Here is a 14,960-nt window from a genome sequence, read left to right as displayed (position 1 = left end):
GGGTTATGCTTCCATAAGTGTAAAATAAAATGTGCTTCCTTGGCCAAATTTAGAGGTTACCCAAATAGAACCGTCATGAGATTCTACAATTTTTTTGCATTGACTTAACCCTATGCCTGTGCCTTCAAATTCTTCTTTACTATTTAATCTTTTAAAAATTTGAAAAACTTGATTTACTTTTTCTTCTGGTATGCCAATACCGTTGTCCTTTATAGCTATTTCTATCATACCCTTGGTACGCCTAGATGTAATATCTATAAATGGGTTTTCTTCTTTTTTTCTAAATTTTAAAGCGTTGCCAATTAGATTAAGAAAAAGAGAATGTAATTCTACTGTGTTACCTATTACTTTAGGTAATCTTTTAAAATTTATAGTAGCACTTTGTGTTTGTATACTTGTTTTTAAATCTTTTAAAACATCTGCAATTACGTGATTAAGGTCTACCGTAGTTTTGGTACTATCTCTCCCAACACGGGAATATTCTAATAAGCCTTTAATTAAAGCATTCATACGGTTACAAGAGTTATTGATAAACTCTAAATAGCTTAAACCTTCTACACCAATTTTTTTACCATACTCTTCTTCAAAAAGCGCAATAAAATCGCGAATGGTACGTAAAGGTTCTTGTAGGTCATGACTGGCCAAATAGGCAAATCGTTCTAAATCTTCATTGCTCTTGAGTAGATTCTTAAGATGTGTTATGTCTATATGGCTACCAACCATACGTACAGGAGAACCATCTTCTGCCCATTCTATTACTTTACCTCTACATAACACCCAAACAATAGAACCATTTTTATGGTAATACCTAACTTCATTGTCATAAGGTATTTCACCTTTACTTTCTACATGGGCGTTAAATACATTAAAAACTCCTGGTAAATCGTCTGGATGAATAATTTTTTGCCATGCTTCTGGTGTATTCTCCATCTCATGGTCTTCATACCCAAACATTTTTTTAAAAGAAGGACTTAAATATTCTGTGTTTTCTAAGATGTTCCAATCCCAATACCCAGCCATTGTGTTTTCCAGGACTTGTTCAAAAATTTGGCTTTTATTGGTTAACTCCTCTTCTAACTGGGGTACTTTTACGCTATCTGTAATATCTATTTCTGTACCAATCATTTTTAAGGGCTCTCCCTCATCAGACCACTCAATAACTTTACCTCTGGTGTAGATATGCGTATAATTACCCTGTGCATTTTTAAAGCGTTGAACTACCTCAAAAGGGCTATTTCCTTTGGTATAGATATGTCTTTTTATCAGGTCATCTACTTTAATCTTATCTTGGGGGTGCATAAGAGAAAACCAAGTTTCTACGGTATCTTCTACTTCACTTTCTTTAAAGCCCAATGTTTCATGGATAGATTTATTCCGCGTATGATTATGTTTTAAATCCCACGTCCAGAAGCTATCTGCACATTGTTCAAATGCAAAAAGTTGCTCACTAAGTTTTTTATCCGCTAAAATTTCTTTGGTAATGTCTCGTAAACTTAAGACTATAAATTCTGGTTTATCTGTGCGGCTAGAAATAGTAAATGCATTAACAGATATGTATCTATAGTCACCAGTTTCTTGGTCTTTAATTTTATGCCGAATATCTTGATAAGTACCACCTGCTAAAAGCGTAGAAAGGTGTTTTTTGTATAGACGGTAAGCTTCTACACTAATAATCGACTCAAATTTTTTACCAACGAGTTGTCTTTTACTGGTCTTGTGCCGTAAATGGATAAAGTTTCGGTTGCAATCTAAGACAATCCCATCTAGGCTAATAGCCACAATGGCGTCTAAAGAAGTTTCAAAAAAAGTTTTGAAAATTCTGTAAGATTGGGACTTGTCGGCGCTATTAAATACACCTCTACTATTTCCATTTATGGATACGTTGCTCAATTTTTTGATACTATCCATACTACTGTAAACATTGGTTCAGTCTGTCTGCAGAGTAAATATAGTAAAATTCTTACAAAAAATTGTAAAACATATTGATATTCAGATAATCATCTTTAATTATTAAGGATATTCTTGTACTTGTTTGTATCTGATAATAAAACAGTTGCAGTTTGTATGGCTTCATCATGTTCTAAATTATAATTGTAAAGCCCTTTTCTATAGAAATATCTAGGAATCAATTCTTCCGTAATTTTCTTTTTAATAACCGCCTCATAGGTATCTAAAGCTTTGAATTTAGATGTATTGATGGTGCCCAATAATTCTTTATACTTTTCTTGAACTTCTTTACCCAATAGCTTGTTTTCTTCTGCTATGCGTTGCTCTAAAATCACCTCTGTTTTGGTTTTAAAACTGAAATCTGCTTGGGTAGCAAAAGTCTTAAATGCGGCATAATCCTTTGCTGTAAAATTAAAATCAGCTATAGAACCCAGCGGATTTTTGTAATAATAATCGGTAGCAAAATCAAAAATAACGTTCCCAGCATCTAGAGCATCTACAAGTGTGTTGCTATTAAGCGCTGCTATTTGTACATCTGGTAAAACACCGCCACCATCTTCTACGGTACGTCCATTACGGGTTTTAAATTCATTAAATTGGGTGTTCCGCACAGCTTTGCCATTCTCATCTCTGTTCCAATAATCTAGAGATTGTATACACCTACCAGAAGGTGTGTAATATCTAGAAATAGTAACTTTTAATTGTGTTCCATAAGTTAATTTTAAAGGACGCTGTACTAGGCCCTTTCCAAAACTACGTGCTCCTACAACCACAGCTCTATCCAAATCTTGTAGGCCACCGGATACTATTTCACTAGCAGATGCGCTTCTGCCATTAATCAATACAACCAGAGGAATTTCTGTATCTAGCGGCTTATTTTTGGTTTTATATTCTTGGTTAAACTTTTTTACTTTGGATTTTGTAGTAACTATCAATTCTCCTTTAGGAACAAAAAGATTGGTAACGTTAATAGCTTCTGATAGTAAACCTCCTGGATTTCCTCTTAAATCTAAAATTAATTGCGTAGCCCCTTTACCCTTTAAATCAATAATAGCCGCTTGTGTTTGGCTGGAAGCTTTTCTATTAAAACGAGATAAAACGATGTACCCTGTTTTATCATCTACCATGTCATAAAAGGGAACAGCATCTACTTCTACACCTGCTCTTTTAATTTTTGTAGTTTGTGTTTTACCTTGTCTTTTAAATTGTATTTCAATTTCCGATTCGTTGGCTCCTTTTAATAATTCGCTAGCATTATCATCAAATTCGGATACTTTAATATCTCCTATTTGGATGATTTCATCTCCAGCTTTTAAACCAGCCAAATCAGCCGGATAGCCCTCATAAGGCTCTACAATGAGTAAACGGTCTTTATAGGAACGTACCAAAGCTCCTATACCTGAATATTCCCCAGCATTAGAAATCTTATAATCCTCAACATCTTGTTCATTTAAAAACTTGGTGTAAGGGTCCAAATCATCTAGCATATGTTTTATAGCAGTATCCATGAGTTTTGCTGGGTTGGTCTCGTCCACATAATTCATGTTCAACTCCTTAAATAAGGTGGTAAAGATTTCTATCTGTTTGGCTATCTCGAAAAAATCGCTCTTATAACTACTCCCTACAATTAAAAATGCTAGGGCGATGACAGGCACAAGAATTCTTTTTTTATACAGTTTTCTCATCGGAGATTTTTTTATGGAATTTGCTAAAGAGTTTACCCATTTGGCTTTGTATCTGCACATAGGTAGGCATTTCTTTACCAAGGTATAAAATGGCGAACGCAAAATCCTGATTTATGTTGTTAAAAATGGTGGTTTTCTGTTGCCTATAGCTCTCTCTAAGTAACCGTTTAACACGGTTACGGTCTATCGCTTTTTTAAACTTTTTCTTGGGTGCAACTACCATAATCTTAGAACAAGAATCAGGAGTGTTTGGTAATGGAAGGTAAATAAGCTTAAGTGGAAATTGATTTATACTTTTACCTTCTATAAAAAGTTGGTCTATAACCAGTTTACTTTTTAAACGTTCTCTTTTTGTTAATCGCTCTTCCATTGCTGTAAAAGTAAAAAATCCGCTAAGGCAAAACCTAGCGGATTTTTAATGACCTAACTTTTTTAGTTTAGTTGGCTTGCCAAACGTTGTTTTCTCTATCTATATCTGCCATTAATTGGGATGGATCTATAGAAAGACCTATCACCTGGTCGTAGGGTTTATCTATAATCAATTCATAGGTGGGGAAAGCCCAAGCCCAATCTTTAGCAACCGTTCTATCTAAATTTGGATATGGATTGTCTTTTTCACCACGCATCATTTGCAAAGGAATGTATACAGTCTCTTGTTTGCCCTCTGCGTCTACCACAAGAATGTCTATAGGCATAGGCATTAAACCAATTCGTTCTAAAATTACTTTAGTTTTGTTACCCTCTGGTTTAACTTCTTTGATAGCATAATCTATTGTATTTGTTGTTTGAGTCCAATCTGTAAGATACCAATCTAACTCTATGCCAGATACCTTTTCTGCTGTACGTTTAATGTCATTAGGGACAGGGTGTTTAAACTTAAAGTCTTCAAAATATTTTTGTAATGTTTCCATAAGCTTATCTTGCCCAATTACATAGCCTAATTGTGATAAGAATACAGAGCCTTTACTATAGGCTGCAATACCATAAGCAAAATTTAAGTGGTAACGGTCTGCATGCGTAGTTTGCGGTTGTTCTTTACCAGACTTTACAAGAGCGTAGTACCCTTTGTAAGAGCCCTCAAAAGGGTTTTCTTTGTTTTGCTCCATAATCTGGTTCATACACAAACTGCTAATAAAGGAGGTAAACCCTTCGTCCATCCAAGAATGTTTAGACTCGTTAGTGGCTAAAATATGTTGGAACCACGAGTGCGCCATTTCATGAACCATTACACCAACTAGGCTACCAAAGCTTCTTTCTCCCGTAATCAAAGTACTCATGGCATATTCCATACCGCCATCACCACCTTGGATTACAGAGTATTGTTCATAAGGATATTTTCCTACGTTTTTGCTAAAGAACTCCATTGCTGCCACGGTTTTTGGCTGTAGGTCTTTCCAATTTTTTTGTAATTCTGGTTTGTTTTTATATAAAAAATGTAGAGTTGGGCCATTTTCCATAGGAACAACATCATGTACATATTCTGGATCAGCTGCCCACATAAAATCGTGAACCATTGGAGCTTTAAAGTGCCATGTTAGTGTTTTTCCTTTGGTTTTTACTTTAGTTCCAGGGGTTTCGTAACCGTGACCTACCTCATCTGGATTTTGTAAATAACCTGTACCCCCAACAGTATACTTTTTATCGAGCGTAAGTTTTACATCAAAATCTCCCCAAACACCATGAAACTCTCTTGCGATGTAGGGATTAGGATGCCACCCTTCAAAATCATACTCTGATAATTTTGGATACCATTGACTCATGCTTAAAGCAACACCTTCTGCACTATTTCTACCAGAACGTCTTATTTGTAAAGGCACTTGCCCTTTAAATTCCATCTCTAGGGTAGTTTTAGCACCTGGAGCAATAGGTTTAGCTAAATCTACTACTAAAATGGTTCCTTCCTCATTAAACGTAACATTTACACCATCTTGGGTGAGGGTTGTTGCATGCAAATAACCAATTTCACTAGGTGATAGATTGGTTATTCTACTAGTACCATCATCATTCAACATTCTTTTATCTCCGTCTTTAATGGTGCGCAATCTGGCATCCATTTCACTATCTGGCTGAAAAGCATTGAAATATAGATGGTAATACACTCGATTTAATTGGTCTGGAGAATTATTGGTATATACCAATTTTTGTGTACCCGTATATTGGTAGGTTTCTACATCCATCTGTACGTCCATGGTGTAATCCACATGTTGTTGCCAATATTCCGTGTTGTTTTGGGCGATAAGTAGAGAAGATACCCCACAAACCACTAAAAATGTTAATTTCTTAATTAGATTGATCATATTATTCTGCGTTTTGGTCTAGTGTAATTTTTCCTTTAGAAACACTTTCTGCTAGTACTAAAGCATTATAGGCGTTCACCATTTTGCCAGATTTAGAAACATTGCCAAAGGGTCTATTTTTAGAAGGGTCATTAGCTAAAATAACATTGGTTTTAGTGGTAACCCCAGATTGCATGATAATTTGCTTTACTTGGTTGGCTTTAAGATTTGGATAATGTGATTTTATAAGTGCTGCAACGCCAGCGACAGCAGGGGCAGCCATAGAGGTGCCACCTTCAAATTTATAAGCGTTAGAAGGTATGGTAGAATAAATTTCTGCCCCAGGAGCAAAAACATCTACGTTTGCACTGCCATAGTTAGAAAAACCAGCTACCATTTTAGAACCGTATTTTGGAGCCAAAGCACCAACGGTAATTACGTTATCTGTAAATTCTTTACCGCCGTATTTATGGTCGTTAGGGTAATTGGTATTGGTAGCATCATCTAAATCGTTACCGTCATTACCTGCGGCATGTACAATTAGAACATTTTTAGAAGCAGCGTACGCTAAAGCCTCATATACCCATTCTGCTTTAGGAGAAAAAGATTTACCAAAACTACAGTTGATAATTTCTGCACCATTGTCTACTGCATACCTGATGCCTAATGCAATGTCTTTATCATATTCATCACCATTTGGTACTGCTCTTATGCTCATAATTTTTACATTATTGGCCACACCATTAACCCCCTTACCATTGTTTCTTACAGCAGCAATGATACCTGCTACATGGGTGCCGTGAGATTCGTCTTCTACACGATTATTAGGATTGCCATTACCGTAACCCAAATCTGTAATATCATAAGGATTATCACCTACAATTTCTCTACCGTTAAAATCTACATTGATGTTATAATTTAGTTTTTCTGTAAAGTAGGTGACCGCTCCATTAAGTTCTTTGAGTACGTCTTTTACATTTTCTCCATTTTGGAAAACAAAGTTTAAAACAGATGCTGCTTGCTGTAGTTGCTCGCTATCCGCTTTAACTTTCATTACCTCTTCTTTAGTATACGTTTCCTTGCCCAGTTTCTCTTTCATGACCATATCAGCCTGAGTAACTACTTGCAATATTTGTTCATACTGTTGCTTACTTTGGATAGTTTCTGCTTTTTCCTTTTCTAACAGAGACTTTGCCTTAGCCAAGGAAGATGCATCACCCAGATTTAAACGAAGCATACGTGCATATTCTAGTTGCTCGTTATAAGATTCTCCTAAAAAGTTATAACCGTGAATATCATCTACATACCCATTGTTATCATCATCCTTACCATTATTTGGAATTTCATCGGTATTGGTCCACAAAACGGGTTTTAAATCCTCATGTTCTAAGTCCATCCCAGAATCTAAAACTGCGACAATTACGGTTTTCCCTTTTTTACCATTTAGCAATTCTGCATAAGCTCTGTCTACACTCATGCCTGGAATGGTATCCTTAATTAAATCTTTATGCCCCCAAGATTTTTTTTCTGCATCGGTTAAGTCGGCAACTTTTAGTGGTAAGGTGTCTATATTTTCTACAGGTGTAGAAATTAAGGTAGTAGAACCACAACCTACCAATGTTAAACCAGCAAAAAGTGGCAATAGGGGTTTTACAATTTTTATCATGTTAGTGTTAGTTTAAGATTTATTCATTAAATAGTTCGTCAAAACTATAAGTTTGATTTAAGCGTACACCCTTTTCTGTTTGCTTTAAGGTGCAGATTTCATTATGGGCATCGTGCTCAAAGAAAATGTAGAGATTATCCGCTACAGCTTTTTGCAAAAATGCATCCTTTTCTTTTAAGGTAAGCAAAGGTCTAGTATCGTAGCCCATAACGTAGGGTAAAGGAATATGGCCTACCGTGGCAAATAAATCTGCCATAAAAACAATTTTTTTGCCCTTGTAGGTAAGTTGGGGCAACATTTGTTTTTCTGTATGACCATCAAAAAAATAGATGCCAAAGTTAAGCTCTGATTGCTGCTGAAATGTCTCTCCTGTTCGCTCAATAAAATGCAATTGCCCACTTTCTTGCATGGGCAAAAGATTTTCTTTTAAAAATGAGGCCTTTTCTCTTGCATTTGGCTCCGTTGCCCACTGCCAATGCGCCTTGTTAGTCCAGAACTTAGCATTTTTAAAGGCTGGCTCGTAGCCAGTATGGTCCTTGTTCCATTGTATACAACCTCCGCAATGGTCAAAGTGTAAATGCGTTAAAAACACGTCTGTAACATCTTCCATGGCAAAACCATGATTAGCCAAAGACTTGGCAATACTATCATCTCCCCAACGGTTGTAATAGCTAAAAAATTTGTCAGATTGCTTATCACCCAAACCAGTATCTATGAGGGTTAAGCGGTCTCCATCTTCAATTAAAAGGCTTCTTGCTCCAATATCTATTTGGTTATTGGCATCTGCAGGATTCGTCTTTTGCCAAATACTTTTAGGAACCACGCCAAACATGGCGCCACCATCTAACTTAAAATTTCCAGTTTCTATGGGGTATAGAGTCATGCAGTAAATACTAAAAATGACGCACAAAATAAGAAACCGCGATCTAAAGACCGTAAAAACCCAACTTTATTATTTCTTTTTTAACAAAAGGTAAAGATAGATTTATAAGCTCAATGCAAAAAGGGTATTCCACAAGTTTGAAGATATACGAAATTGAAAGAAAAACCCTATTTTACCAAAAAATCTAAAAATGGTTGAATTAGCCGGAATAATTATACTTGGAATCATTGCACAATGGGTAGCCTGGCGTTTAAAATTACCAGCTATTTTACCCTTGATTCTTATAGGATTACTAGTTGGGCCAATAGCTTCTTTGTACACGGAAGACCATTTAAAACTTATTGAACCTATTTGGAACGGCGAGAAAGGACTTTTTCCCGGAGAAGGATTGTATTATTTTGTTTCTTTAGCTATTAGTATTATACTGTTTGAAGGTGGACTTACGCTTAAACGCTCAGAAATTGCCAATGTAGGACCTGTGATTACAAAGCTAATCACTATTGGATCTGTAGTTACATTCTTTGGTGCTGGGGTGGCAGCACATTATATTTTTGAATTGTCTTGGCAGCTTTCTTTTTTGTTTTCTGCCTTAATTATAGTTACTGGGCCAACTGTTATAACTCCAATTTTAAGGAATATACCCTTAAAAAAAGATATATCTACTGTTTTAAAGTGGGAAGGTATTTTGATTGATCCAATTGGGGCATTGGTAGCGGTTTTAGTATTTGAATTTATAAGTGTAGGAGAAGGTTCTGGATACACCCAAACTGCACTAATAGAGTTTGGTAAAATTATTCTTTTTGGGACTACGTTTGGCTTTACGTTTGCCCATGCTTTAGCATTTGCAATAAAACGAAATTTTATACCGCATTATTTAATGAATGTAGTATCACTCTCTGCGGTACTATTGGTCTTTGTAGAATCAGATCTTTTTGCGCATGAATCTGGATTATTAGCCGTGGTGGTCATGGGTATGGTTTTAGGGAATATGAATCTGCCTAATTTAAAGGAGTTGCTTTACTTTAAAGAATCACTGAGTGTATTATTGATTTCTATTTTATTTATTCTTTTAGCTGCTAATATTAACATTCAAGATTTAGAGCTTTTAATGTCCTGGAATACGGTTTGGTTATTTGCTATTGTGGTATTCCTAGTTAGGCCTATAGGCGTATTTTTAAGCACTCAAGGATCCAATTTAAAACTAAAAGAAAAGTTGTTTATAAGTTGGGTTGGTCCAAGAGGTATTGTTGCGGCGGGTATTGCTTCTTTATTTGGATCTAAACTTTTAGCCAAAGGAGAACCAGGAGCAGAATATATAACTCCCTTGGTTTTTATGATTGTTTTAGGAACCGTTCTTTTAAATGCGACAACAGCGCGGGTTTTTGCACGTTTGGTAGGCGTTTTCTTGACTAAATCTGAAGGTATTTTAATTGTTGGAGCTTCTAAAGTTTCTAGATTGATTGCGAGCTATTTAAAAAAGAATAAAAGACACGTAGTTCTTATAGACAGTAATCAATCTAACATAGATAAAGCTAAAAAGTTGGGTCTAGAAGCATTTGTGGCTAATATTTATTCTGACACGCTAGTAGATAATATTGAGCTCAATGATATGGGATATTTAATGGCTTTAACAGGAAACTCAGACATCAATAAGTTTGCTATAGATAAGTTTACCGCACAATTTGGTGAAAATGGTGCATTTAGATTGGTAGATACGGATGAAATGAGTAATCCGGATAACAATCCTAAAGAAGGATTGTTCTCTCATACAGATGATTTTATCAAACTAACAGAAACTGCCCGTAAAAATGCCACTATTCATGAAGTAGAAATAAAGGATAGGGAACATTATGAAGCTATGATAGAATTGACGAAGGCAGACAATGATATAATTCCTATTTTTCTAAAAGAACCAGATGGAGATTTAACTATTATCCCTTCTTTTAGTAAAGAATTCACCAATATTAAAGAGGGTAGTAAGCTGGTGTATTTAGGGAAAGAATTCACTTTTACAGAAGAGCAGCAGAACAAAAAATTAAATTCGGAAATAGGATAAAAACAAAAAAGCGACGAAATTTCGTCGCTTTTTAATTAATCGTTCAGTTTAAGAACTGCCATAAATGCTTGTTGCGGTATTTCTACGTTACCCACTTGGCGCATACGTTTTTTACCTTTCTTTTGTTTTTCTAACAGTTTTCTTTTTCTAGAGATGTCTCCACCATAACATTTTGCGGTTACATCTTTTCTCAGTGCTTTGATTGTTTCTCTAGAAATAATCTTAGCGCCAATAGCCGCTTGTATCGGAATATCAAATTGTTGTCTCGGGATAAGCTCTTTTAGTTTTTCGCACATTTTTTTACCAATGGTTTGTGCGTTATCAAAATGTACCAAAGCAGATAAAGCATCTACTGGTTGTGCATTCAACAAAATATCTACTCGCACCAATTTAGATGCTCGCATACCAATAGGTGTATAATCAAAAGATGCGTATCCTTTAGAAACAGTTTTTAATCGATCGTAAAAATCGAAAACAATTTCTGCCAGAGGCATGTCAAAAGACAACTCCACACGTTCTGGAGTTAAGTAAGTCTGATTGGTAATTTGCCCTCTTTTATCTATACACAAGGACATTACATTACCTACAAAATCAGATTTAGTAATAATTGTTGCTTTTATATAAGGTTCCTCTACACGGTCTAAGGTAGAAGGATCTGGTAAATCTGAAGGATTATTTACAATTACAATCTGGTCGGTATTCTTTGTTGTAAAGGCGTGGTAACTAACATTGGGTACGGTGGTAATTACCGTCATATCAAATTCGCGCTCCAAACGCTCTTGAATAATTTCCATGTGTAACATGCCTAGGAATCCACAACGGAATCCAAATCCAAGTGCCGCACTACTTTCTGGTGCAAAAACCAAAGAAGCATCATTTAACTGCAATTTCTCCATTGAAGACCGTAGCTCTTCAAAATCCTCTGTATCAACCGGATAAATACCAGCAAAAACCATTGGTTTTACATCTTCAAAACCAGCGATTGCTTTTTCAGAAGGGTTTTCCGTCAGGGTTATCGTGTCACCTACTTTTACCTCACGGGCATCTTTTATACCTGTTATTAAATAACCAACATCACCAGTAGAAATTTTTTGCTTAGGATGTTGAACAAGTTTAAGTGTCCCAATTTCATCTGCAAAATAAGACTTTCCTGTGGCCATGAACTTAATTTTCTGCCCCTTCTTAAGTTCTCCATTTAAAATTCTGAAGTAAGTTTCTACCCCTCTAAACGGATTGTAAACCGAATCAAAAACCAGAGCTTGTAATGGCGCTTCTACCGTTCCTGTTGGTGATGGAATACGTTCTATGATAGCAGAAAGTATTTCTTCAATACCAAGTCCAGTTTTGGCACTAGCAGGGATAACATCTTCTGGTGCACAACCCAATAAATCTACAATATCATCTGTAACTTCTTCTGGATTAGCACTAGGTAGGTCAACTTTGTTGAGAACAGGAATAATTTCTAAGTCGTTCTCCAATGCTAAATACAAATTAGATATGGTCTGGGCTTGTATACTTTGCGCTGCATCTACCACTAAAAGTGCTCCTTCACAGGCTGCGATAGACCTAGAAACTTCATAAGAAAAATCTACGTGTCCAGGGGTGTCTATCAAATTCAACACATAAGTTTCACCTTGATAAACGTATTCCATTTGTATAGCGTGACTTTTAATAGTAATACCACGCTCCCGCTCTAGGTCCATACTATCTAGCAACTGATCTTGTTTTTCCCTTTCAGTTACAGAACCAGTAAAATCTAATAGTCTATCTGCCAAGGTACTTTTACCATGGTCAATATGTGCAATGATGCAAAAATTACGAATATGCTTCATTCAACGAATGATTTTTAGAGGGCAAAGATACTACAAGGTAGTTGTGTTCTAATCTTTTTTAAGAAATTACCGATAAAAATTAGGTTAAAAAAGCTTTTAGTAATCTTAAACCTTGAAATAATTGTTCTGTTTTTTTGAACGACTTATATTCATTAGATTTGGGTGTTAACCACTAATCAAATATGCTAAACCTACGTTATGCCCTTTTATTGGGCCTGTTTTTGAGTACTAAAGTCCTTCTTTCTCAAGAATATAAATTACATGGCGAGATAATTAATGCCCAGGCAGAACAGGTTCCGTTTGCCAATGTTCTAATGTATAAAGCGAAGGATACTAGTTACATAGGCGGAGTATCTGCAGATGAGAATGGAAAATTCTTATTCCAGGCCGTAAAGAGTGATAGTATTTTGGTAAGGGCTAGTTATGTAGGGTTGTATTCTGAATATATTTTTCATTTCTTAAATAAGGATTACAATCTTGGAGCTATTATATTACAAAGCGATACAAATGAGTTAGAGGAAGTGGTGGTTACCCAGAAAAGACCAACGGTAAATCGATTAGCAGATAGGCTTGTTTTTAACGTAGAGAACACGGTTGTATCTTCTGGAGACAGCTGGAGTATATTGAGGAATACTCCAGGGGTAATAGAAAATCAAGGAAACTTATTAGTAAAAGGTAAAAAAGCTTCTATTTATATCAATAATAGAAAAGTGCATTTGTCAGAAAACGAATTACAAGATTTATTGGAGGGTTATTCTGGTGTTAACATAAAAGCAGTAGAAGTGATGGCTACTCCACCATCTAATTACGATGCAAATTCAGGAGCAATTATCAATATTGTAACAAGTAAAGGATTAGTTGCAGGTTATAAGGGTAGTGTTAACGGTAGTTATACGCAAGCGGTATTCCCTAAATATTCTTTAGGAACAAGTCACTATTACCAAACCGAAAAAGTAAATGTTTTCGCTAATTATAATTTTAGTCCTAAAAAGGAAATATTTAGATCAGGCACAGGTGTTAACTATAAAGATGAAAATAATGAGACGTATTCTAGTTGGTTTAGCAATTCTGATGTAATTACGAAGTCAAGAGTACATAATTTAAATACATCTTTGGACTACACAATAGATGAAAACAATAAATTAAACTTTACCTCTAATGTGGTCATAGACCCAAACAAAAAGAATAATCGCTTACTGGATGCATTTATATTTAACCGTAATAAAACTTTAGATTCTACATTTAATTCATTAAGAGAGGTTGATACTGATAGACTGAACATTGCGCTAGATGGTACTTATGAGCGTAATTTTACAAAATTAGGTAGTAAATTAACCTTAAATGCACATATTACAAGCTTTAATCATAGTCAAACCCAAAATCTTGGATCTAATTATTTTTCACCATCTGGAAACTTAACACGTTCATTTAGTTTTACCACAGAAGAGGAACAAGACATAACAATCTTTACATCTCAATTAGATTATGAACAGCCTATAGGATCTGGTTCTATTGAAACAGGAATTAAATTTGCAGGAATAAATTCTGACAACCTTGTGGATTATTATAATTTCCAAGGAGAAGATCAAAATGTTACGGCTGCGCTATCTGATAATTTTGAATACGATGAAAAGGTTTATGCAGCCTATCTTACTTACATTAATTCTTGGGATAAATTTTCTACCAAAATTGGTGTAAGGGGAGAATATACAGATGCGGTAGGTAATAGCTTATCCTTGGGTCAACAAAATAATCAGAATTTTTTTGAATTATTCCCATCCGTGTTTTTAACCTATGCACCAAACGAGAATAATAGCTTTTCCATAGATTATAATAGAGGAGTAACAAGGCCTAAATATCAAGATTTAAATCCATTTAGGTTATTTATTAATGAAAATGACTTTAGCGAGGGTAACCCTAATTTAGTGCCACACTTCACTAACAATTTCAATTTTAATTATACCATAAATGGAGAATACTTTATAGATTTTTATTACAGAGACAACGGGGCCTATATTAGTCCGTTGGAGTTTCAAGACAATGAATTAAGAATAAAGAAATCGATAAACCAAAATGTATTAGAAAGCACTTCTTACGGATTAGATTTTACGGTTAGTAAATCGTTGTTAAGTTCTTGGTACTTTTACGGCTATGCTTCCTTCTTTTACGAAGACGAAACATTTTTGGCTATCGAGAGCGGTAACGTTCCATATAAAAATAAAGTTGATGGAGTTTATTTGTATTTAGGTAATTATTTAACCTTATCTAAAGACGGTTCTTTTACTGGAGAAATATCCTTAACACATCTTTCAGAATTCATTTTTGGCTCCTATGTACAGTCTGCCACAACCAATTTAAATATAGGTTTTAGAAAAAATTTATGGAAAAATAGAGCCAGCATTTCAGTACAAATTGAAGATGTACTTAAAAAAGCAAATCCTAGGATGACTTCTAAATACCTAAATCAAGATAACTATTATTATTCCCGGGAAGAAACTAGATTTTTAAGACTAGGCTTTACCTATAATTTTGGTAATTACAGATTATCAAATAATGAAAGGGCCATTAATAAAAATGAACGCGACCGTTTAAAGGATTAAGTATTCTATTGGTTT

9 protein-coding genes are annotated in these 14,960 nt (G+C 35.1%); 2 read left to right on the top strand and 7 right to left on the bottom strand.

Annotated elements, in window-relative coordinates; genetic code table 11:
* Positions 1-3: 3 nt before the first annotated feature.
* The 6 genes from HCO57_RS10555 to HCO57_RS10530 all read right to left on the bottom strand — a co-directional run bounded on the left by HCO57_RS10555 (position 4) and on the right by HCO57_RS10530 (position 8,457).
* Positions 4-1,908, bottom strand: coding sequence for a PAS domain-containing protein (locus HCO57_RS10555; protein WP_167989001.1), 1,905 nt, complete (start codon positions 1,906-1,908; stop codon positions 4-6).
* Between the two features lie 95 nt (positions 1,909-2,003).
* Positions 2,004-3,632: a S41 family peptidase gene (locus HCO57_RS10550; protein WP_167989000.1), complete on the bottom strand. Its 1,629-nt coding sequence runs from the start codon at positions 3,630-3,632 to the stop codon at positions 2,004-2,006.
* Entirely contained in the window at positions 3,616-4,002 is a 387-nt protein-coding gene (gene rnpA / locus HCO57_RS10545; RefSeq protein WP_167988999.1) for a ribonuclease P protein component, read from the bottom strand. The genes HCO57_RS10550 and rnpA overlap by 17 nt, the downstream gene beginning before the upstream one ends.
* Positions 4,003-4,069: 67 nt before the next feature.
* On the bottom strand, positions 4,070-5,929 hold the full coding sequence (locus HCO57_RS10540) for a M1 family metallopeptidase (RefSeq protein WP_167988998.1): 1,860 nt from the start codon (positions 5,927-5,929) through the stop codon (positions 4,070-4,072).
* 1 nt (position 5,930) lies between these two features.
* Entirely contained in the window at positions 5,931-7,574 is a 1,644-nt protein-coding gene (locus HCO57_RS10535) for a S8 family peptidase (protein ID WP_167988997.1), read from the bottom strand.
* Between the two features lie 19 nt (positions 7,575-7,593).
* Complete coding sequence (locus HCO57_RS10530; protein WP_167988996.1) at positions 7,594-8,457, bottom strand: MBL fold metallo-hydrolase; 864 nt, start codon at positions 8,455-8,457, stop codon at positions 7,594-7,596.
* A gap of 190 nt (positions 8,458-8,647) precedes the next feature.
* Between HCO57_RS10530 and HCO57_RS10525 the strand changes: the two genes are divergently transcribed.
* Positions 8,648-10,513 carry a cation:proton antiporter gene (locus HCO57_RS10525; RefSeq protein ID WP_167988995.1) on the top strand — a complete coding sequence of 622 codons (1,866 nt, stop codon included), beginning with the start codon at positions 8,648-8,650 and terminating at the stop codon, positions 10,511-10,513.
* A gap of 35 nt (positions 10,514-10,548) precedes the next feature.
* Here the strand turns inward: HCO57_RS10525 and lepA are convergent, their stop codons facing one another.
* Entirely contained in the window at positions 10,549-12,345 is a 1,797-nt protein-coding gene (lepA, locus tag HCO57_RS10520) for a translation elongation factor 4 (RefSeq protein ID WP_136950324.1), read from the bottom strand.
* A gap of 182 nt (positions 12,346-12,527) precedes the next feature.
* On the opposite strand from lepA, the gene HCO57_RS10515 reads away from it, so the two are divergent.
* Entirely contained in the window at positions 12,528-14,945 is a 2,418-nt protein-coding gene (locus HCO57_RS10515) for an outer membrane beta-barrel family protein (RefSeq protein WP_167988994.1), read from the top strand.
* Positions 14,946-14,960 lie beyond the last annotated feature (15 nt).

The sequence above is a fragment of the Croceivirga sp. JEA036 genome, assembly GCF_011882165.1.
Classification (GTDB): domain Bacteria; phylum Bacteroidota; class Bacteroidia; order Flavobacteriales; family Flavobacteriaceae; genus Croceivirga.
This window is presented reverse-complemented; position numbering and strand designations above follow the sequence as displayed.